The organism is Myroides sp. LJL119 (assembly GCF_054871605.1).
On the sequence record NZ_JBTXLO010000015.1, the window covers coordinates 1 to 22208 of the forward strand.

17 protein-coding genes are annotated in these 22208 nt (G+C 32.6%); 5 read left to right on the top strand and 12 right to left on the bottom strand.

The features are described from left to right. Window positions 1–109 precede the first annotated feature (109 nt). Window positions 110–826 carry a class I SAM-dependent methyltransferase gene (locus ACYSNV_RS12190; RefSeq protein ID WP_461762815.1) on the bottom strand — a complete coding sequence of 239 codons (717 nt, stop codon included), beginning with the start codon at window positions 824–826 and terminating at the stop codon, window positions 110–112. Between the two features lie 65 nt (window positions 827–891). Here ACYSNV_RS12190 and ACYSNV_RS12195 point away from each other — a divergent pair, with 65 nt between their 5' ends. Continuing rightward, window positions 892–1389 (top strand): YkgJ family cysteine cluster protein, encoded by a 498-nt coding sequence (locus tag ACYSNV_RS12195; RefSeq protein WP_461762816.1) that lies wholly within the window; start codon window positions 892–894, stop codon window positions 1387–1389. Between the two features lie 11 nt (window positions 1390–1400). Here ACYSNV_RS12195 and ACYSNV_RS12200 read toward each other — a convergent pair whose 3' ends face one another. From ACYSNV_RS12200 to ACYSNV_RS12230, 7 genes are all read right to left on the bottom strand, one after another. Then, window positions 1401–1607, bottom strand: coding sequence for a hypothetical protein (locus ACYSNV_RS12200; RefSeq protein WP_461762817.1), 207 nt, complete (start codon window positions 1605–1607; stop codon window positions 1401–1403). A 92-nt stretch (window positions 1608–1699) separates the two neighbouring features. Then, window positions 1700–2461 carry a LytR/AlgR family response regulator transcription factor gene (locus tag ACYSNV_RS12205; RefSeq protein WP_461762818.1) on the bottom strand — a complete coding sequence of 254 codons (762 nt, stop codon included), beginning with the start codon at window positions 2459–2461 and terminating at the stop codon, window positions 1700–1702. A 108-nt stretch (window positions 2462–2569) separates the two neighbouring features. Next, window positions 2570–3895: a RagB/SusD family nutrient uptake outer membrane protein gene (locus ACYSNV_RS12210; RefSeq protein WP_461762819.1), complete on the bottom strand. Its 1326-nt coding sequence runs from the start codon at window positions 3893–3895 to the stop codon at window positions 2570–2572. Window positions 3896–3905: 10 nt separating this feature from the next. Further along, window positions 3906–7256 carry a SusC/RagA family TonB-linked outer membrane protein gene (locus tag ACYSNV_RS12215; protein ID WP_461762820.1) on the bottom strand — a complete coding sequence of 1117 codons (3351 nt, stop codon included), beginning with the start codon at window positions 7254–7256 and terminating at the stop codon, window positions 3906–3908. 24 nt (window positions 7257–7280) lie between these two features. Then, complete coding sequence (locus tag ACYSNV_RS12220) at window positions 7281–9878, bottom strand: zinc-dependent metalloprotease (protein WP_461762821.1); 2598 nt, start codon at window positions 9876–9878, stop codon at window positions 7281–7283. Between the two features lie 102 nt (window positions 9879–9980). Next, window positions 9981–11459, bottom strand: a complete 1479-nt coding sequence (locus ACYSNV_RS12225) for a histidine kinase (RefSeq protein WP_461762822.1) — start codon at window positions 11457–11459, stop codon at window positions 9981–9983. Window positions 11460–11529: 70 nt separating this feature from the next. Continuing rightward, window positions 11530–12741 (bottom strand): exo-beta-N-acetylmuramidase NamZ family protein, encoded by a 1212-nt coding sequence (locus tag ACYSNV_RS12230; protein WP_461762831.1) that lies wholly within the window; start codon window positions 12739–12741, stop codon window positions 11530–11532. Between the two features lie 6 nt (window positions 12742–12747). Between ACYSNV_RS12230 and ACYSNV_RS12235 the strand changes: the two genes are divergently transcribed. From ACYSNV_RS12235 to brnQ, 3 genes are all read left to right on the top strand, one after another. After that, window positions 12748–13983 carry an ABC transporter permease gene (locus tag ACYSNV_RS12235; protein WP_461762823.1) on the top strand — a complete coding sequence of 412 codons (1236 nt, stop codon included), beginning with the start codon at window positions 12748–12750 and terminating at the stop codon, window positions 13981–13983. 124 nt (window positions 13984–14107) lie between these two features. Beyond that, on the top strand, window positions 14108–14425 hold the full coding sequence (locus ACYSNV_RS12240) for a winged helix-turn-helix transcriptional regulator (protein ID WP_461762824.1): 318 nt from the start codon (window positions 14108–14110) through the stop codon (window positions 14423–14425). 546 nt (window positions 14426–14971) lie between these two features. Next, window positions 14972–16291 (top strand): branched-chain amino acid transport system II carrier protein, encoded by a 1320-nt coding sequence (brnQ, locus tag ACYSNV_RS12245; protein ID WP_461762825.1) that lies wholly within the window; start codon window positions 14972–14974, stop codon window positions 16289–16291. Between the two features lie 132 nt (window positions 16292–16423). On the opposite strand, the gene ACYSNV_RS12250 is transcribed toward brnQ, so the two are convergent. Continuing rightward, window positions 16424–17365 carry an MBL fold metallo-hydrolase gene (locus ACYSNV_RS12250; RefSeq protein WP_461762826.1) on the bottom strand — a complete coding sequence of 314 codons (942 nt, stop codon included), beginning with the start codon at window positions 17363–17365 and terminating at the stop codon, window positions 16424–16426. Between the two features lie 182 nt (window positions 17366–17547). On the opposite strand from ACYSNV_RS12250, the gene ACYSNV_RS12255 reads away from it, so the two are divergent. Further along, window positions 17548–18129: a helix-turn-helix domain-containing protein gene (locus tag ACYSNV_RS12255; protein ID WP_461762827.1), complete on the top strand. Its 582-nt coding sequence runs from the start codon at window positions 17548–17550 to the stop codon at window positions 18127–18129. Window positions 18130–18228: 99 nt separating this feature from the next. Here the strand turns inward: ACYSNV_RS12255 and ACYSNV_RS12260 are convergent, their stop codons facing one another. Genes ACYSNV_RS12260 through ACYSNV_RS12270 form a run of 3 tightly spaced genes read right to left on the bottom strand, consistent with a single transcriptional unit; the run spans window position 18229 to window position 21414 of the window. Then, window positions 18229–18915 carry a phosphonatase-like hydrolase gene (locus ACYSNV_RS12260; protein WP_461762828.1) on the bottom strand — a complete coding sequence of 229 codons (687 nt, stop codon included), beginning with the start codon at window positions 18913–18915 and terminating at the stop codon, window positions 18229–18231. Between the two features lies 1 nt (window position 18916). Continuing rightward, window positions 18917–20086: a TIGR03364 family FAD-dependent oxidoreductase gene (locus ACYSNV_RS12265; protein ID WP_461762829.1), complete on the bottom strand. Its 1170-nt coding sequence runs from the start codon at window positions 20084–20086 to the stop codon at window positions 18917–18919. Between the two features lie 23 nt (window positions 20087–20109). Beyond that, window positions 20110–21414: a DUF5690 family protein gene (locus ACYSNV_RS12270; protein WP_461762830.1), complete on the bottom strand. Its 1305-nt coding sequence runs from the start codon at window positions 21412–21414 to the stop codon at window positions 20110–20112. Window positions 21415–22208: the final 794 nt, after the last annotated feature.

Here is a 22208-nt window from a genome sequence, read left to right on the forward strand (position 1 = left end):
TCAAATGTTTGTTACGAAAAATCGGGTATTTAAAGGGTATAAAAAAATAGTAGCAAACTAAAGTCTACTACTATTTTTTATGTAATTTTATAATATTAATCCTGTATCGTTATTTCAGGACTAGACATAACCTAGCTAGGTAGTCATAGTTGTTTCCTTGTTTAATTAATTCACAAGTGAAATTATTGGCCACAGCCGCATTTTGAAGTGTGTTGTAGTCCAAATACAACCATGGGAATGGTGTTTCTTGTTGCCCCTTGTATTGTAATTCAAAAGTCAACTCTCCATAATAGTCTTTATCATGCATGGGAACCCAAACACTTCCATCTTCTAAGGTATCAAACATGTAAATTAAGTCGCAACTATCTATTAATATCTGTCCCTTAGGGTTTAGTAATCCTGCAAGATGCTTTAAATATAGACTTAGGTTTTTTAAGTAACCAAAGATACCTGTACCATTCATTAAAAGTAAAATAGTGTCATACTTTTGATTAGTCAAATCTAATAAGTCGATACATTGTGGGTTATTAACACCTCTTAATAGGCAAGTCTCAATACTGTTTTTTGAAATATCGATACTATGGACCTCTAAGTTTTTCTTCTGTAAATACAGGCTATGAGATCCCGCTGCGCAGCCAACATCTAACACTTTTCCTTTAGCCATTTGTAAAGCTTTCTGCTCTAACTTGGGCATTTGATGGTAATCTCTAAACATATACGCAATTGGCATAATTTCTGATTCAGAGATATCTGTCTGAGTTTGGATATCCTCAGGAGAATTATTAGTCTGGTAATCTAAAATCGCTTGTCCTAAAAGATCTTTCATTGTTATGAAATTTATTAAAAATTGTTTGGCAGTTTTTAATACATTTGCCCTGTAAAAAATAAATAATGGATAAAGTACTTCAGCAACTTGCCAAGAACGCCAAAGATAAGCATAATGAGAATAAAAAGTATTTCGATAAGCTAAAAAAGAAGGCGCCTAAAGACTTAGACTATCAGATGCAAGAGATTCATCAGGATGTGTTTAAGAAAATAGACTGTCTGTCTTGTGCAAATTGTTGTAAAACAACAGGACCATTATTTACTAGCGCGGATATACAAAGGATAGCAAAATATTTAAAAATCAAGCCCCAACAATTCATTGATAAATATCTACAAATTGATGAGGACAACGATTATGTTTTACAAAGTCTACCTTGTGAATTCTTAGATTCGGATAACTATTGTTCAATCTATTCAGTAAGACCCAAGGCTTGTCGTGAATATCCACATACCGATAGGAAAAAATTTCAGCAAATTACAGATCTAACTTTGAAAAATGTGCAGATATGTCCTGCAGCTTTTCAGGTAGTGGAGTTAATGAAAAAGAAAATTATTTTAAAGTAATCCCCTTTGATTTAGATAAAGAAGTGTTCTTCTTCTAATAGAGCTAGATCTTGTTCTGTTATATCTTCCATTTTATGGCTTAAATAGCCAACTAATTCTAAAATTGCGTTTTTAAGCTTTTCAAAAAATCCTATAGCATCGATTAAATAATCTTTTATTATATGAAATAAATCTAAAATACGATCGACAAAAGCTAAGATGCGGTCTTGTATATTCATAACCTTTTTTTTTAAGTTTTCAAGTTGATTTGCTCAAATATAATCATATTTGTTGATAGCTTATTTAAAAAAAAATACTAAATTTTTCTAAATTATCCAAGCCAAGCCTTTAATTCGGTAATTAGATTTTTACTAACTAGTATGCCTTGGTCTTTATCTTTTTTGGGTAAAAGGATAATTTCTATTTTTTGAGAATTGTGTTTGATAATTTCTGCTATAGCTTGGATATTAATAATGTAATTTCTATTTATTTTAAAAAACTCTTTATTATCCACCTTAGCTATAATTCCCTTTAAAGTATCGTTATAGATGTAGGTGTTGTTGTCAAAAGTGGTAATAAATAGGTGTTTACCCTCCGCAAAAAAGTAAGCTATCTGGCTAGTTAATAATGGCTTTAGTTTGTGACCACTAACCACTAAAAATCGGTTTGTTGTAGTTTGCTTCTCTTCTTTGTCAAGTTCAGATAAGGCCTCAAGAGAATTTTTAGATTCAAATTGTTTATGAATTGTTTTAAATTTCTCCAGTGCATTATTTAATTCATATCCAGAGAAAGGTTTTAAAATATAATCAATTGTAAATTGTTTAAATACTTGAATGGCATAAGAGTCATAAGCCGTAACAAATATGATTGGGCTTGTGACTTGTATAGTTTCAAAAATTTCCAGGCTTTTACCGTCCCCTAGATGGATATCCATAAATAGTAAATCTACCGTGTGATCTTTTAAATACGCAATAGACTCTTTAACCGACCGCAGTACTACTATATGCTCGATTATAAGTATGTTTTGTTGCTGTAAAAGATTCTTTAGATAAGATGAGGCTAGGCTTTCATCCTCTATGATAGCTATTTTCATTATTTTTAATAAACCATATTTTATGTAAAAGTAATAAAAATAAATCTCTTGGTTTAAACCAAAAAAAAACTACTCCTTTTACGGAGTAGTTTTGGGGGTTGAGTTTGGCTATAAATATGGATTGTTTTGTTTTGCTTTTAATGGGAAATCTAAAGTATACCTAATATCATTTTGGAAAAGGATAAATTCTTGATCTCCTAACTTATGTACTATTTGCTTTTGATCTGTTCTTCTTAAATCAAACCATCTATGTCCTTCAAAGGCAAATTCTTTAAAGCGTTGCTCTAATAAGTAAGCTTTGAATTTGTTTTGGTCCATGGCTTGCATTTTTTGTAGTTCTGCGTTATATCCCTGTGGGGTGTAGCGGTTAACTAAAACACTTGCAAGTACTTGTTTTGCTTGGTCTAAGTCCTTTAATTCCATTAAGGCCTCTGCTTTTATAAAGTACAATTCACTTGTTCTAAAGCTTACTTTATATTGTGCCTTACCTGATTTTATAGGTTTATACTTATCGGTGCTAGCCATGGAAAATGACATCGTAAAACGAAGGTCATTTTCTTGATCAAAACTGTTTATTAATTCATCCGATACATAAGTTGCATTTAACTGATTAGAGGTAAATGTTAACTCTAATGCCTGGATAGACTCTACAGAATTAAAATCAGTAACAGGTGTTAAATCCGTATTTAAATCCTGTAGTTGACTTTTGTATTGTAAAACTTTATTAGCGCTCTCAAGGGCTTTGTCAAATTTATTTTGGTATAAATACACGCGAGCCTGTAAAGCATTAATGCTGTTTTTGGTAAAACGATAATTAAATCCTGGCTGATAAGCATCCACTTGTAAATATTGTTGTGCTAATTCGATATTTCTGTGGATTTCTTGATAAACTTGTTCTACGGTAGAGGGAGCCTTTTTTTGCTCTATTTGAATGTCATTTTCAATAACGATTCCTCTTTCGCTACTTGCAGTCTCCGCTTTATAAGGTTTTGCATATAAATTCACTAAATCAAAGTAAACCATAGCTCTTAAGGCATAAGCCTCACCTATTAGTTGTTGGGTATCAACTCCTGGTTCCATTGTTTTTACCCCTTCTATAATAACTGCATTGGCATTAAACAAGGCACTATAAAACGATTCATAAGCAAAGGCTTGGGTAGATTTATCTTGTCCTTGATCCTTGTATTTATAAATGTCTATAATGGTATAAGACTCATCTTGATTTTCATTTGTTATCTTGATTTCGTCAGTACGTACAGTGGCCAATGATTTATGAGTAGGGTAGAGCTCGTAAGATCTTGTAAAAAGCTCTCTATACTCTTTGGTTGTCTTTGGCATTACCACACCTTGAGGTTCAATATCTAAGAACTTATCACAACTAACACTGGATAAGCTTAAAGAAATTGCACTAAGTATTATTACTATTTTTTTCATCTTTTTTTGCTTAGAAAGTTACATTTAAACCAATTGAAACTGATTTTTGTATTGGTTGAGCATAGATATTACCATATGTTTCCGGATCGAAATATCCGTCGTAATTAGATCCAAATACAAATAAGTTTCTTCCCTCTAGGTTAATACGTGCATTTTGAATACGTATTTTATCGGTAAAAGTTTTTGGTAAATTATACCCCAAACGAATACTACTTATACGTATATAGCTAATCTGTTTTGCCCAAATATCCAAGTATTTATAAGCATTACCTGGATCAAAAGAATCAAAGAATTTAGTTAACATATAGTTGTCTGTACCGTCATAAGGGTCATCTCCTGTGATTCCTGGAAGAGTTCCATTAGGATTGTTAGGCGTCCAGATATTTAAAACATCTGTAGTGTAATTTAGTCCTGGATCTACATAATAACTTTTATACGATGGAGTTTGTAATATGGTTTGCTTTAAGTTAAAGGCAGCGGAAATAGATAAATCAAAATTTTTGTATTTAAAATTATTGATAATACCTCCAGTGAATTTTGGATCTGCATCACCTTGATAGGTAAAAAGATCTCTATATTCCTGTGCAGTTAATTCCGTTGAGACCATATATCCAGGCATAAAATCTGCCCAGTCATCTTTTAATTTGAAAAGCTCCACACCTGTTACTTTTTGATCTCCCTTCCAAAACAGTAAGTTTCCTTTGTCATCTAAACCAGCAGTTTTAATTACAAAAACCGAGTTAACTGGTCTTCCTTCTCTGGAAGGATAATAATCACTATCTCGTACCTCGATACGGTTTACCTTTGAAATGTTTTTTGCAAAGTTTATCGTGGTAGTCCAACTAAAATCTTCCTTAGTTATATTTCTTGTTGTTAACGAGATTTCAAAACCTTTATTAGTAACCGAGGCCCAGTTCATATTAGTAAACTCAAAACCAGTTTCTAAAGGAAGTGCTCGTAAACCAATTAAATCGGTACTTTTTCTATTGTATATATCAAAGGCTATAGCTACTCTGTTTTTAAATGCTCCTAGGTCAAAACCAAAGTTTGTATTGGTTGTTTTTTCCCAACGAAGCGTACCATTAGGTGGTGAGGTAACCGTAATATTTCCTTCGGAAAAGCCTGGTAAAATGCTCGAATTTCCGTACATACCAATAATAAAAGGAGATGTAGTTCTATCTATATTTCCTTGTAAACCATAAGATGCTCTTAATCGTAGATTAGAAATTACATCTTGATTTTGCATAAAGTTTTCGTTGGATACTAACCAAGATCCAGAAATAGCCCATAGTGGTAGATATCTGTATTTAGGGTCTACTCCAAAAAGGTTAGAACCGTCGTATCTAACACTTCCAAAAACGGTATATTTTCTATCTAAGGTATAGGAAGCAGTAGCAAAGAAGGAAGCATAGGCGTCATTGTTTACCGTTTTTCTATAAGTTTCATATAACTTTTGATTTGCATCCGCATTTCCTTGTGGGAATATAATTGGTTGACTTGTTAATGTATTTGGGTCATAACCAAAACCTTTACTTTTAATTAAGGTTCGATCTGCTTTTCTGATTTCCATACCAGCCATCACATCCACTTCGTGTCTTTCATTGAAAACGGTGTTGTAATTAAGCATAGTTTTCCAGTTGTACTGAAAATAGTCATCATTCAAATTCTCAATAATACCTCCCTCAGGTAGGAAATACTTAGTTTGTTTACTAGCCGAGTCATAGTATCTTGTTCCTTCTCTGAACTTTCTAGTAGCATAGGTTTGTTGACCTTGATATTTTTCAGTTGCATTTTGTTCTAATTGCAACCCAAGTTGAGAGCTTAGCTTTAAGTCATCTAAGATTTGGTAATTCAAATCAAAAACAGCTTTAAACGATTTGTTGTTTAATTTATATTTAGAATTGTTTCTTTCCTCCATAAAGTTGAAAGGAATATAAACGTCATCCTTACCAATAATATCTGGATCGTAAATGTAATCTCCATTTGCATCAAACGGAACTAAATAAGGACTGGTGTTTCTTGAATAGTTAGCCGGGTTGATGCTAGCGTCTGCATCGGAGATAAAACTAGAACGATTACTTTGGGTGGCAAATACAGCGGCCCCTACACTTAACTTATCGTTTAGTTGGTAGTTGTTTTTAAAAGTTAAATTATAACGTTCAAACCCGGTACCAATAGTGGCACCTTGTTCATCGTAATACCCTAAAGAAAAGTAGTAATCTGAGATGTCTCCACCTCCTGATAAACTAAGTCCATATTGACTGTTTATTGTCGAGCGGTAAAGTAATTTTCCCCAATCGGTATTAATATCTCTTAACTGGTCAATTCGTTGTATAGTTGATTCAGATAAACCTGCAAGCCCGTTGTTTCTAAAGCTTTGTAATTCTCCTGTTTGATTTAATATTCTAGCAATTTCTCCTTGTCCGGTGCGTAAGTGATTAATATCAGAGCGTCCAGCAAGCATTAACTCAAAGTCTACTTTCTCAGAAGAATTCATTAAGTTAAGTTTATTAAAATCAGGTCTTTCGTTGATAAAAGTGTTAGCTGTAAAATTAACTCTCATATCTCCTTTTTTACCTTTTTTGGTTGTTACTAAAATAACACCATTAGCTGCTCTAGCACCATAAATTGCAGTAGCAGAAGCATCTTTTAAGATAGTAATGTCTAAAATATCATCTGGATTTAATCCAGCGATAGAGAAGTTTTGTAATTGATCGATATTGTCTCTATCATTGAAATTAGGAACATCATTCCCCTCCAATGGCATACCGTCTAACACCCATAAAGGATCTTGAGGTCCGTTTAAAGAAGCTGTACCACGAATTCTAATTTTAGCCGGAGCACCTGGCGCACCGGTTTGCGTGATAACAGACATACCTGCAACTTGTCCTTGTAGCATTTGGTCAACCGATGCAACTCCATATTGATCTATTGCATCCATACCTATTTGCGCTACAGCACTTGTAAGTTTTCTTTTCTCAATGGTTTGGTATCCCGTAATTACCAATTCATCCATTAAATTATCATCGTACCCTAAAAGTACCGTATAATTATTTGAAGAACCTAAATAAACTAATTTAGATTCATAGCCCATAAAACTAACGCGTAATGCTTTAGCGTTTTGAGGAACTTCTAAGGTAAAGTTACCATCGTAATCGGTAATTGTCCCTATGGAAGTACTCTCTATGATTCCTTGTTGGCTGGTTTGTGTTGAAACAGTTTGTGTCTCTACTATAACCGATGCACCAGGTAGGCCTAATTTGTCCGCTGCATCTTGGACTGTACCTGTGATTACTCTAGGCTGTTGTGCAAATGATACACTAAAGACTAAAAGAGTAAATAAAAGAATTAATTTCTTCATAGTAGTTAATAAAATCTGAGTTAGTTAGTAAAGTACTAGAGCTTGATCAATACGATTAATCAAATCTAAGTAATGATCTTTTGTTGCTTGATCTTTGATATTTTTCTTTTTAAGTAAAGTTCTTTTGATTTTCATTAGTTCTGCCTTTTTGTAGGTAGTAACCTCTGAAACTCGTTTCATTACCGTATAATTAATGTTTCTTAATTGTTTTTCTTGCCCTATGTAATTACACATAGTTGGAAATTGAAAATTGGTATCTATAACAAGAGTTTTCTTATTTGTTTTTTCAAAAAGCTTGTTTGTATCGATAATCAAGGCATCTACGTAATTTTTTTGAGTCATACGCTCTAAAACACTTAGCGATTTGTTTTTGTTTGTTTTGGCAAAAATCGAATCGTGCATCATGTTAAATAAGTCTGCAATTGTAAAGTTTTGCTCTTGTTGGTTTTGCTCTTGCTTTACTTGATTCTCTAACAAGCGTAATAGTCTTTCATCATTTAAGATGTAATAGATCGCTGTATATTGCAATTCTCTAGCCAAAGAATATGGTGAATATTCAAACGGTCCAACAGGCGAGGCTTTCAATCCATAAGTTTTATCAATAATTTCTTGGTTAAAGAAAAGCCAAGAGGGTAGAGTTAATACATTTTTACTAATATACTCTACAGCTCTTTTTTGTGTGTCAAAAGGTACTGGTGTATAAGCACTTTTTTGATTACCATAGGTAGCGTGATCAAAATAAACTCCTCCAATATTGTTTAAAACATGTTGGGTGTATGTTTGCCATTGGCCTATAGCGGCCATGTATAGTTTTCCAGCCTCGGTATAATCTTTACCTTGTTCAAAGGTCCATGGTAAAATGTTATCTACTACAATTTGTAAATTCTTTAAGCCATATTCGCTGGCTTTCATGGCATCATTACCTAAATCTTCGCTTTGACTTCTTGGGTCAATAGTGTTTAAGTAACTTTGTTGTTCTCCATAGAAATAAAGCGGGTCATCTTGATGTTTTTCAATCATTTGCTTTAAGGCTCTTTCTTCGGTTTGAGCATCTGGATACCAACGGTATCCCCATTCAATAGCGTATTTGTCATACACACCGATTTTAGGAGTAATAGCAGTTACACCATCTTGTGGTTGTGCTACATAGTTGTATCTAGCATAATCCATAATAGATGGAGCTGTTCCACCCATTTTATCTGTAAAGGTTTTAGATCTTAAGGAGTCAACTGGATAGGCAAAAGAGGAACCCATATTGTGTTTTAAACCAAAGGTATGTCCAACCTCATGTGAGGATATAAAGCGAATTGCCTCACCCATGTGATCATCGGTGAATTTATTAGCTCTGGCTTTAGGGTCAATTGGACCTGTTTGCACACGCATCCAAGCATGAACCGATGTCATAACATTATGCCACCAGATAATATCGGCTTCAATAATCTCTCCACTTCTTGGGTCCATTACCGATGGTCCCATTGCGTTTGATTTTGGCGATGCTGCGTAAGTTATTACAGAATAACGTACATCATCAATATCAAAATCTTTATCCTCTTTAGTAGGTTCTTTTGCAATTATAGCGTTTTTAAAACCAGCCTGCTCAAAGGCAACTTGCCAATCGTGTACCCCTGCTTTTATTTTCTCTCTCCATTGTGGAGGAGTTGCCGGATCAATGTAATATACAATAGGTTTTTTAGGTTCAACTAGTTCACCATTTAAGTATTTTTCAATATCCTCTGGCTTTGGCTCTAAGTTCCATTTAGTGATAAACTCTCTGGATTCCATTTTATGTTGGCTATCAGTAAATAACCAGTTTTTCTCTGTAAAAAAACCAACGCGTTTATCGGCTAAACGAGGTCTCATAGGTTGTTTTGATAAAAGAACTATATTGGTTGTTATTCCTAAAGAAACAGCCATATCACCACCACCTTCATTCACCGAGGTTGTGATAAGGGATTTAACAACAATGTTTTCTTCAAAGGCTTTCACACCCTGTATATAAGAAAGGTTGGTTTTAACCGAAGTAGGAAGACCTAGACCTGTTAAAACATCATTAAAGCTTTTTTGATTTCCATCAAAAACTTTATTTACTTTAATTACCGTGGCTGTAGAATCGGTGTTTTGTGTTTCAATATCAAAAACCTCCAACACAGATTCAATAAAATTGTTTCTAACCGATTCACTAATTGCGTCTTGCTCTGGAGAGGAAACACGTGGGTTTTGTGTTTTCACCCAAATTTTATTTGCAAGGGTGTCTTTGTGAAAAGTAATTAGTTTATTCTCGTAATTCATTCCCTTATTAGCACCAGCATCATTGATTTCTAATGGCACTTGAGAGAGTTTGTTGACTATCAAAAACTGGCGGTTTAAAAGGCTATCGGGAATCTCGAAATACACATCGGTTTTTACCTCAATGGTATTGAACATTCCTTTTTTATAAATTCCTTTTTCTAAAAGCTCTGCATAGCTGTTTTTCTTAACATCTGTCGAGTCTTTTTCTTTGTTAACCTCTTTGTCAGTTTTTGGCTTTTGTTTGCTTGTTTTGGCTATAGCTGGGGAGGCTGAAAATAAGCCAAAGCAAAGTAATAAAGCACTGATAGTTAGTCTAACCGTGTTTTTGTTCATTCCGTTGTTAGTTATAATTATGGGGGCTAAAACTAATGCACATTTAGTTAAGCTAAAATTTTTTGGGAGTGAATGGTCTAAAAACGGGAGTGAATGGTTTTTTTAACTTTCTATTAGCGGTAAAATGCATGTAAAACTATCTTGTTGTATTTCAGCAACAAAGGTAGTAACATTATAATAGCTATAAACAGTTTTAAGATAATTTAACCCAAACATTTCACTATCTTTTTTATAGTGTTTGGGTTGGTAGTTATTTGTTACCACAATACGGTCTTTACATATATGGATATGAATTTGCAAAGGATTATCTATGGTGGCAATATTGTGTTTTAGGGCATTTTCAACAGCTATTTGTAAGGCTAAAAATGGAATTTTAGCATTGTGATTTATGTCTTGGTCCTGTAGGATTTGAATATTTAGCTCCTTATCAAATCTAATTTTTTGTAGTTCGATGTATTGTTTTATAAAAGTTATCTCATGGTCAATAACCACTATGTTTTGTTCAGGAGGGTGTATCAAATAACGGTAAGTCTTACTCAAATTCAAGGTGAATTCAGTAGCCGTTTTTGGATCAATATTAATTAGCATATAAAGTGAATTCAAAGAATTAAAAAGAAAATGCGGATTAATTTGATTCTTGAGTTGTTGCAACTGAATAGATACTTTTTCTTTATTTACCTTTTCATAAGCTACCGCTAGTGTTTGTTTTTCTTGATAAGCTTTTTTATTGGCCAAAACAAATAAGTAAAATAAAACTACTATTATAAACACAGTGGTTAGCAAAATTAGTATGGTGTTTTTTTTGATAGGCTTTAAGTTATCATCGGCATAAAATTTCGGGAAATTTATAGTGATGTAACCTTTGAAATTCTCACTATTAAAAGGGGCTAGGAATCGAATAATATCTAGTTTCAGATATTCACTTTGACTAACAGATAAGCTATTGGTGTTTTTAGAGTTAATAGTATCTTTTGGGTTTAGCATACCTAGTTGATAAATGTTCTTACCTATGAACTTCTCCTCTGGGTGATAGATACACAAACCATTAGGGGTAAAAATATAGGCATAGTTTGGCGTATTAATATCTATGGTGGCTAAATATTTATGTAAGTTGTTTAGATCTATTGTTATTCCATAGATTAATTTTTCGTGATTCGGTAATGACATTGTATTGTACACAAGCCATTTTGGATTTAGACTATCTTGTATAAAATGATTGGTTTTGTGTGTTTGACTTAACAAATCATAATACATAGGTTCTAGACTGTCTCCATTTTGTTGGGTATACCATTGTAAAGGAGTATTGTCTTTATCAGTTAACACAAACCATTGTAAGGAGATTAACTTTCCTGGGGTGTACATTTGATTGATAATATCAAATTTGGTATATAAATCCGACTTGTTCTGACTGTGAATCAAACTATCTAGAGAAATCAAGTAATTGTCTAATTTTTTAAACTCTAGCTTTAAAGAACTTAATTTATTAGAGAAATTCTTCTTTGTAATGTAAGCATAGGTTTGCTCGCTACTTTTATTAATAGAGTAACTAAGGGTAAGTAAGGCCCCAATTGTAATGGACAAAATAATAATGCCTATTGTAATAAAAGCTTTACGAGTTATGTATCTATTTAGATTTTTTGGAAAAAGCAAACTAGTTGTATATTAAATAAGGTTGTCTTTTTATTTTAAAATCCTCTAATGCATTTTGCCAAGTTGCTCGGATTTGTTGTTCTGTGAGATTTTGTTTGATTTGCGTCTCCAGTGAGGTTGTTCCTGCTAATTTAGTGAAAAAATTAGTAAAGAACTTCTCTTTATCTGTTGAATTTTGATAAGCTTTTAATAGCCATTTTAATTCCAATTGGTTGACCTTAGGATGATTACTAAGGTTTTCGCCGTAACATAATTTATCCTGATTCATAGGATATTTAGCCCCAGGGTTAGACACCGGGGTAAAGCTATAGGGCATATCTTGTAGGTATGGACTTCCATAGATTTGAAATTGTAAATCTGTTCCTCTTCCACTCGATACATTTGTTCCTTCAAAAAAACACAAACTACTATAGAGATTTATAGATTGATCATTTGGTAGATTAGGTGAGGGAGCAACAGGTAGGCTGTATGGTGTATCTCTTGTGTAGTTCAAGCAAGGAATAATAGTCAAATCTAGTTTATTTTGGGTTTTAGTCCAGTTTTCACCTTGAATCATTTGTGCATATTCTCCCATGGTCATTCCATGTAATACAGGAATAGGGTGCATTCCTACAAAGGAGGTGTTTTGCATCTCTAGGGTAGGTCCATCTATAATATGAATATTTGGATTGGGTCTATCAAGTAGGATTAAAGGAATATTATTCTCAGCACAGGCTTGCATTAAATAATGTAATGAAGAAATATAGGTATAAAATCTAGCACCAACATCTTGCAAGTCAAAGAGCATCACTTCTACATCTTGGAGTTGCTGTTTTGAGGGCTTTTTGTTTTTTCCATACAAAGAAATTACAGGAAGTCCCGTTTTGGAATCTTTACTATCCTTTACATGTTCACCTGCATCGGCTGTTCCTCTAAAACCATGTTCAGGAGCAAATATTTTAACTAAATTTATTTGGTTGTCCAATAAAAAGTCAACCGTGGATATTAGATTGTCATCCTGTGGAATTACTCCGGTTTGATTGGTTAGTATACCTACTTTTTTTCCCTTTACAAGGTCTTTGTATAATCCTATTTGACTGGCTCCTACCTTTACGTTTTGTTTTTCATATTGGCGGTTTTTAGTAAAAGGTATAGAAGAATTTACATTAACAGAAAAAAGCAATGTAAAGACTAAGAATAAAACTGTATTTTTGAACTTTGAATTTGATACCATCATACCTTGAGATTAGAATATTTTATAACCAAACGATTAGTTACAACTAAAAACTATAAAAGTAGTATTTCTGCGCCAATAATTAAAATTGCAATTACAGCTATTGCATTAGGTATTATTATGATGCTTATATCTATTTCTACCGGTCTTGGTTTAAAATACAAAATTAGAGATAAGATTTCAGCATTTAGCGGGCACATAGTAATTACTAATTTTGATAATAACGCTAGTGAACTTACTCTAGTGCCCTTGAATCGGGATATAAATAAATACAATGACTTACAGAGAATTCAAGGGATAAAAAACATTGCTCCTTTTGCCACCAAAGCAGGTATTATTCGCACCGAGGATTACTTTGAAGGTATTGTTTTTAAAGGGGTGGATTCTATTTATGATTTTAGTGCTATAAAAGAATATTTAATTAAGGGGGAATTGCCTAGTTTTTCCAATGGTATTAGCAACCAGATTTTACTCTCCGAGTATATAGCCAAACGTCTTGATTTAAACCTTGGAGATAAAATAACAACTTATTTTATGAAGGAATGGGGAAATAAGGTTCCTTTAGTTAGGCAGTTCGAGATTGTTGGAATTTATAATTCGGGTTTGCAACAATTCGATTCTAATGTGGTTTTAGGAGATTTACGACACGCACAACGCTTAAATAGATGGCAAGATGACCAAATAGGAGGTTTTGAGGTTCTAATAAATGATTTTGATTCTGTTCAGCAAATAGGGGCAAAGATTTACTTGGAGTTGCCCTCTAATATAGATAGTAAAACAGTGATTGAAAAATATGCTAATATATTTAGTTGGATAGATATGTTTGACTTTAATATCTTGGTAATTATTATTATTATGGTTGTAGTGGCTTCTATAAATATGATTGTTGCCTTGTTGGTTTTAATTTTAGAACGTACCCAAATGATTGGTGTATTAAAGGCATTGGGAGCAAATAACTGGAGTATTCGAAAAATCTTTCTCTACAATGCTTGCTATTTAATTATTAAAGGACTGTTTTATGGTAACTTAATAGGGTTGTCTTTATTATGGGTTCAAAGGTATTTTGGTATTGTTAAGCTAGATCCTGCTTCTTATTATGTGTCTGAAGCCCCAGTTTTGATCCGATTTTGGGATGTATTGCTTTTGAATTTAGGTGTTGTATTTATATCCTTGTTAGTGCTTTTAATCCCTTCTTATTTAATTACGAAGATTAGTGTAGTTAAAGCCATTAGGTATCAGTAAAGCTTAAGATTTGTTTTATATATAAGATAGTTGTAGTTTGGAGTTGTTTAAAGACTAGGGCAAGTTTTTATAAGACATTTAATATGGAGTGGATTTATAAAACAGACTCCCGAGAAAATTTTCTATGATAAAAGATATTCCTTCTAAGATACAAGACACCTACTGTCCGGCACAAGAATTAATGGGTATACTCTCAGGTAAATGGAAAATGCATATTTTGCATTTAACCCTAGATAGACATATGCGTTTTAGTGATTATCTACGCGAGATACGCACCGCCAACAGACAATCTTTGTCTGTTGCGTTAAAGGATTTACAAAACGATGGGCTTTTAATTAAAGAAATAGTAAATGAAAAACCTTTACATGTACAATATTCATTAAGTACTAAGGCTATAAAAGCTTTAGATTTAATTGATAAATTACATCAAGTTCTTATGTGATTGTTTTATTTATTTTTAAAACAATAGTACAAATATATTTTTGCGTTAGTTTTTTTTAAATAAGGTGTTTAATGGACTTTTATACATGCTTTAAAGGGTAATATTTTCGATATAAAAAAAAAATAGTCGTTTTACGTATTTTTTGGATAATGGCGTTTTTTATTTCATAATCGTTAAATTTGTTAAATAGCCTAATGGAGTGCAGAAAAATAGTTTTGATAGTTCCAAGGCCTTTGTAGGTATTTAAATTTAATTTATTATTTCAAAAAAACGGCCATATTATGATTGTTTGGAATATAATTGGCTTTTGCTTAAAGTGATTTTTTTGTAAAAAAATAGAATTGTTTTTGTTAATTTGCTAATAATTCTATGGTTTTGGGCTCCTAAAATTTATCAACTATTTACTTCTATTGCCCAAGATTTTCCCTATATTGTGGCCGCAAAACAAATAAAAACGCTGTTTTTTATTTGTTTTTTGACTTTATTAACTATCCTTAGTAGCTTAATTTATGGGTTACTTTTAAGGAAATTAGATTTAAATTATAGATGGGATTTAAAAAATATTCAGATGCATTAACCATTGGTTTTGCACTATTTGCTATGTTCTTTGGTGCAGGTAATATTATTCTACCGCCTTTTATTGGGTTAATGACAGGAAGTGATTGGGGAGTGGCTGTTTCAGGCTTTTCAATTACAGCAATTTTAGGGCCTTTTTTAGGAATAGTAGCAGTGTTATTATCCGGGGACAGTTTTACAGATTTAGCAAAACGAATAAATTCCACATTGGGATGGGTTTTAGCCACAGCTATTATTTTAAGTATAGGACCTTTGATTGCTATCCCAAGAACCGCTGCTACAACTTATGAAATAGGGGTGCTTTCTTTATGGCCACAGGCCAGTCCAGTTATTTCTTCGATTGTGTTTTTTGGTGTTACTTTAATATTAAGTATTTCCCCATCAAAAGTTGTTGATATTATCGGGAAGTACTTAACTCCTTTGTTACTGGTTATATTACTTTGGTTATTGGCCGTGGGTATTTTCCATCCAATAAATCCTTTGGGTATGCCTGATGTGACAGATCCAGACGCTTTTAGATATGGTTTTACCCAGGGCTATCAAACCATGGATGTATTGGCCTCGGTAATTTATGCAGGTATTATTATAACGGCTGTTAAATCAAAAGGATATGTAGCATTACGTGAAAAAACAAATGTAACATTTTTGTCTGGTGCAATAGCTATGTTTTGTTTGCTAGTTATATATGGAGGCCTTGTATATTTAGGAGTAAGCTCTGGTTTTACAAGTACTAACGATATTAAGCGCACTGAATTACTTTTACATATTTCCAACGGTTTACTGGGGAGTACTGGAACCTTGGTTTTGGGACTATGTATTGCTTTGGCTTGTCTAACCACAGCTATTGCCTTGGTGTGTGCAACGGGAACATTTTTTGCAAAACTTACCAATGGAAAATTAAGCTATCGATTAGTTGTTATTGTAACTTGTGTTTTTGCTGGTGTTTTAGCCGTTGAGGGAGTGGATAATATAATTGATTATGCAGGGCCGTTTTTAGGTATAATTTATCCCATCACACTAAGTTTAGTATTATATATGGTTATCTTTGGAAGAGTTGTTACAAGAAAGGCCCCGTTTGTGGCTGCAATTGTTGCCACTACCGCTGTAGCATTATTCTCTTTTAGTGGATCTTTAGCTAAGAATTATAATTACATGGAGTACAACTCTTGGGTAGAGAAAATGGTAGGTTCTATTCCTCTGGCCTCTTATGATGTTCCTTGGCTTATACCATCTGCAATTTGCTTTTTATTGGTCTTTGTTCTTGGGAAACTGGTTTCTAGAGAAAAGTAAGATAATCTAATTTATATTAATATAAGTGTTTTAAATCAAAAGGAATGCCCCAAATAGAATAAACTTTTTGGGGCATTTTTAGTTAAATACTTTTTGTAAGACTCAATCTTTTAGTGTCTTTTCAAAAGTAGTTTAAAGACTTATTTTACGTCCTTGCTCAGGAAAAATATAATTTACTTGAAAGGGATTATCTTGCTCAAGTTCTGTTTGAATTTTTTGGATAGACCCTTGGGAAGGTTTTAAATGGGTTACAATAATGTTTAATCCTTTCAAAGCCTGTTTTTGTTTTGTATAATGACTTAATTTGGATAACTCTTCTTGAAGTAATTTTGGAGTTAGGTGACCAAATAAAGCGTTTTCTGGTTGTGAATTTGAAAAGGACACCTCAATAAGGATATTTTTTAATTTGTTTTGATCAATTAACGGTGCAATATCTTTCCATATATATTCCAAGTTATTTGTGTTTTCAATGCGATCGGCACCCGTATCTCCAAAATATAGGACATATTGTTGTTTATGCTTAACTAATATAGCCGAAGATTTTTGTGGATTTACATGACTTAAAGGATAAACTTTAGCCTGTAAAGATGTGTTTTGAATATCGAAAAAATCACCTGGCTCAACTTGGTTGTAGGAATATTTCCCGATTATTGGTGCTTCTCCTTGATTTGCAAAATTAGCCCAAGATGCGTTTGTGAAGTAATTATTTTTAAAAACGTCAATTACGAAATCAAGTGCGTAAATTGGTTTTTTTGAATCCTCAGGAGAGTTAATAATCAGTCCAGATAAGTGATCTAAATGACCATGACTTATAAAGTAGCCTTTGATATAATCTTGTAAAACCTGCGTACTTGTATCTTGAAAGGTGTTTAATTCAATTGCTTTATTTATACCACTTCTTAAAGTTCCGGCATCCATACACAAGTAGGCTTTACTATCTTGAACCCCTACTAAGTAAGCCGATAGGTTGCTTTCTTCCGAACCTCCATATACTCCCAAAGGAATGATTTCTAAAGATTGGCTTTGGGCAGCTAAGCCTAAAAAAAGACTTAAAGCAATAATTGTTTTTTTCATAATCTTTAATTTGCTGTAAATGTAGAGTAATTTACCTTTATAAAAAAAACATGCTTTTTATTTAGCTTTTTCTTAGTTATTACCCAAGGGTTAGCTCCAGGTTAAATAGTCATTAACCTTAGGGAATCTTTACAAATCAAATCAATTTACTTTTATCTTTATACAGATATACTAGATTTTATATGGAAAATTATTTTACCGGATTAGGCAGGCGTATTAGACAAGTAAGAAAACAAGAGAAATTAACTATTAATGCTCTAGCACAAAGAGCCAATGTTAGTAATGGCTTAGTGTCTAAGATTGAGAATGGAAGAACTATTCCTTCTTTAGCTGTATTATTAAACCTTGTCTGGGCATTGAAGATTGATATCGGTGAGTTTTTTCAAGGTATATCCCTACAGGAATCTCTTAATTATGTAGTGGTGCGCAAAGAGCAATATAGTGTAGTGCAAAAGGAGCAGTATAGTAAGGGGTTTATTTACAAGTCAATTATTTCAAAACATTTTAATTCCATGGGGTTAGAAGCGGTTTTATTAGAGATAACACCTTTTTCTAAACGCAATAAGATTAAAAGTGATGCTTTTGAATTTAAATACATTCTTAGTGGGTCATGTTCTTACAACATTGGTAAGGAAACTATAGAATTAAATCAGGGAGATAGTTTGTTTTTTGATGGGCGCATAGCCCATGCACCTAGTAACCAAAGTGATCAAAATTGTTTGATGTTGGTTGTTTATTTTTATTTACCCACTCAAGATAGGTAAGAGCTATTTTTTTATTGCTTTTTCATAAAAAATACCAAATTATAATAAACAACATGGCATTAAAAGGCTAAATGCCATGTTGTTTTAATCTTTTTCCAACTAATTCTCCAGAAGTATTTGTCTTAGATCAGCAAGGCTTTGCAAGATGTAATCCGGGTTTGCAGTTTGTAGCTCCGCTTTGCTTTGAGCCCCGGTTAACACTGCAATAACTAGTGCACATTGCGCGTTTTTACCCTCTATTATATCTATAACGCTATCACCAGCTTTAAGTACATTTGCGCTATTTGTTATTGCTGTTTTTTTCATTGCAAGATGGATCATATCAGGAAAAGGTCTGCCGTTTTTAACATCACAAGCAGTAATAAGTCCGTCTATATCTCTACCTACAGCCCAATTTAATTTATCCAGTAGTTTATTGGCTGTTTTTCTGTCATATCCTGTATTTAGAACTACTTTGATGCCATGAGATCTTAAATCTTGAAATAGTTTTTCTATATTGTCAAAGGCAAAAACAGGATTAGTATCATAGGCGATTTCTAGAAGTTGTTTAAAGTCTTTAAAAATAGCTTTATTTTTTAAATCTGCTTGTGATGGATTACTGATATGAAGTAAGGTGTCATAGATTGCTTTTTGTTTTTCTTTTCCTGCGCCATGCTCAAGTACTTGTTTTAAACTACAATTAAATCCGTGCATTAAAATAGCTTGATGTAGTGTCTTGTATACCATGTTGTCTTCGTTTACTGTTGTGCCAGCCATGTCAAAGACTGCTAATTTTATATCCTTCATTTTATTGTTTATTAAAAATTTGATTAATATTATGTTTTGCAAATCCAGCGCTTGCGGTCATTCCTTTACCTCCAATTCCAGTTACAATATGAATATTTTCACCTACTGTGTGTTCGAAAATATCCCTTGTTTTACATTGTGAATAAATGCCATACCAACTACGGGCTATTTCATAGCTTGGCAAGTCAAATATTTTTTTGGCTTGATCAATCATAAAGTCATTAATTTCTGATTTTATATCAAAACTTAAATCATTGAGGTTTTGCACATCAGCATATTGATGTGAATCACCTAGTATAATAGACCCATCGGTGGCTTGTTTAAATAAAATATGGACTCCCCACTTTTTGTGTAAAGAATTGGGAAGCTCTTGACTTTTTATTTCTTTGTAGCTCGGACACTCACAAAAAGCTTCATATCTTCGAATGGATAATCCACTGAGAATCGAACCTTTGAGTTGAAAATTACCAGGTTGCGGCTTAGTGCTTAACATTTGTAGCTTTGTTATTTCTAAGTCACTGCTGTTGAATATTTCTGGATATAAAGTTTTAAACTCAGAACCACAGCAAATTATAGCTTTGCTTGCTAGTAATTTTTTGCCTGTATTTGTTATTATACAAACCTTTTGATCGTTTGTGTTTTCACAAAATAGCCCTTGGGTGTTATAATAGATATCTAAATGTGTTTGGGTAATTAAGTAATTATGAAGTTTATTAATCATTTCTCTGGGTTCGATAGTTACTTCTTGTGGGAAGTAAAGGCCTGCTTTTACATAGTCTTCACGTAAACCTGGATATGTTTGTAAACATTGTTTTTTGGTTAATAATATTGAATCATAGTCATTGGCTTTATTTATATTATGCAACTCTTCGATTAATTGTTGTTCTTGGCTATCTGAGGCCAAATATACCGTACCATTATTTCGTACAGAAATGTCAAATTGATTTTGTATCTGGTTATAAATCTCTAGTGATTCCCTGCCGTATTTTTGCCATTTTGTATTCATTCCAGAGGGTACAACTTGTCCAAAGTTTCGGACTGTGGCACTACAGGGTTGTTGATCTTTTTCTAAAATAGCAACTTTTAAACCTTTTTTAATAGCATGGTATGCGTGAAATGTGCCAAGCACCCCTGCTCCGATAACAATTAAATCATATTGATTATTTTTCATCTTATAAATTATTTCTATTTGTTTTAGTTATATTTTTTATAGAGCGTGTTTATTCTCAATGTTTTTCTTTGTGTTTGTTTGGAAAAGTACCAGACCACCATTAAGGTACTAAGGATTATTATCCCGGCAGATTGGATGTTTAATAGAATAAAGAAATGTTTCCAGCTTGTTGAGAAATCAAAAAGTTCTTTTAACAGTAAGACCATCACACTACCTAAGTATCCGATTGAATCTGCGAAATAAAATAAAAAACCTACATTTCCTTTAAAGTGTAATAGCGCAACTAAACGCTCAAAAACAAGACAGTGAAATAAGATGTAAGGCAGATACACACCAATTCCACTAATAATCATCCAGTAGATAGGAGAGATAAGTTGTTTTTGAAAAAGGATTGTGGATAATATCATAACCATAGCGCTTAAAGCTGTAAGGCTCATTCCAAAATTGAAAGCTTTTTTATTTTGTTTAATAAGCACACACATTGCTGCTATGATTAAAACAGTTACAGCAACTGGTATTTCTGTTAATGTTATTAAACTAGGAGTTCCTGTATAACCTAGTTCAGCCCAAAAATCTACTACGAAATTATCTCGAAAATCTCTTACAATTGTCAGTAGCATATAGATAATGACTAAACCTAGATAACCTAGTCCATTTGATCTTAAGAATTCACGCCTTTGTTTTTTATACATTGGTAACCTCTGGGTCCTAGCTTGTATATCTTTTTTAGTTGGACCTTTGCTTTTATTTAGTAGAAATACAGAAATGATAAACACAGGGAAGAATAGCAGCCCAGTGGTAAATGGCATATTATATTGCGTTATGCTAAAATTTTGCATTAAAATTAATCCAACGGTTTTAACCAATCCTGTTGAAAAGATAAAAGTGGCACTTAAAGCCGCTGCAAGTAGTTCCGTATTTCTTCTTCCTTCTATATAAGAAAATACAATTCCAAAAATCATTCCTAATGGTAATCCATTAAAAAATAAAGTTACAGCTTTGTAGGGTTGAGGTACTATAGAGAATAGTCCTAGCATCATTAAACTAAAAGTTGTACATCCTACAAGCCAAACCACTCTCTTTGATTTATGTAATTCTGAGATTATTTTAATGCCTATGAATTTGGAGACCATATACCCCAAGACCTGACTGATTACAAAAACAGTTTTTTGATCTAGGCCGAATTGCAGGTCCGTACCTATGTATTGTGCTGCTAGAAAAGATTTTCTTATTGCATACATGCTGGTATAACATAAGAAAACTGAAAGAACAATTATAAGGGTGTTTATTTTTTTACTATTTGTAAACTTTTTTAATCCAGATTTCATTTTTATGAATTTTGATTTAGTAAAAATACCTTTGTGATTGCTTTTTTTAATTAAGCCGCTATTAACTATGTGTTAAAGTATTTAACATAAAAAATCCCTCTTTTAATTGTAATGTCTTTATTATCTGTTAGTTAGTTTTTAATGGGTATTATGGTAATATTAATGATTTGTAAAAGCGAATTAATTATTCTTTTTGCATTAGTATCTCAGATAGTTACTTATAGTAATATTTTTCATTTGTGTTTTTCTTGCTTATATGATTATGTTATGTAAGACGTGTTATTAGTTATATAATAGGAGTGTTTTTTCAGGTATATATATAGGAGTGTTTTTTCAGGTATATATAGGAGTGTTTTTTCAGGTATATATATAGGAGTGTTTTTTCAGGTATATATAGGAGTGGTTTTCTGTTCTAGGTAAAAATAGTTACATGAGATTCACTGTAAGCCAAGGAAAATTATTTACTTAAAATAGAGAAAAATGTAGCATGGCAAAGGCAGAGGTATTATACAGGTGGAGTGTTTTTTTGTGTTTAATCAAAGGATTAGATAGTTTGCATGAAAAAAACTTAAAAAACTCAACTGGTATAAACCCTTATTTGATAAATAGTTAAAGAATAAAGGTGAAAATAAATAAATAAAAAGTAAAATAAAGTTTGGAAGTTACCCGGAAGTTTCTACTTTTGCATCCGCATTCAAGGCAGACGTTCTAATACAAAATAAGAGTAAAGTATCCTTAAAAAACATTAAGAAAGATTTTGAAAAATAAATTTGGATAATGAAAAAATAAGGTAG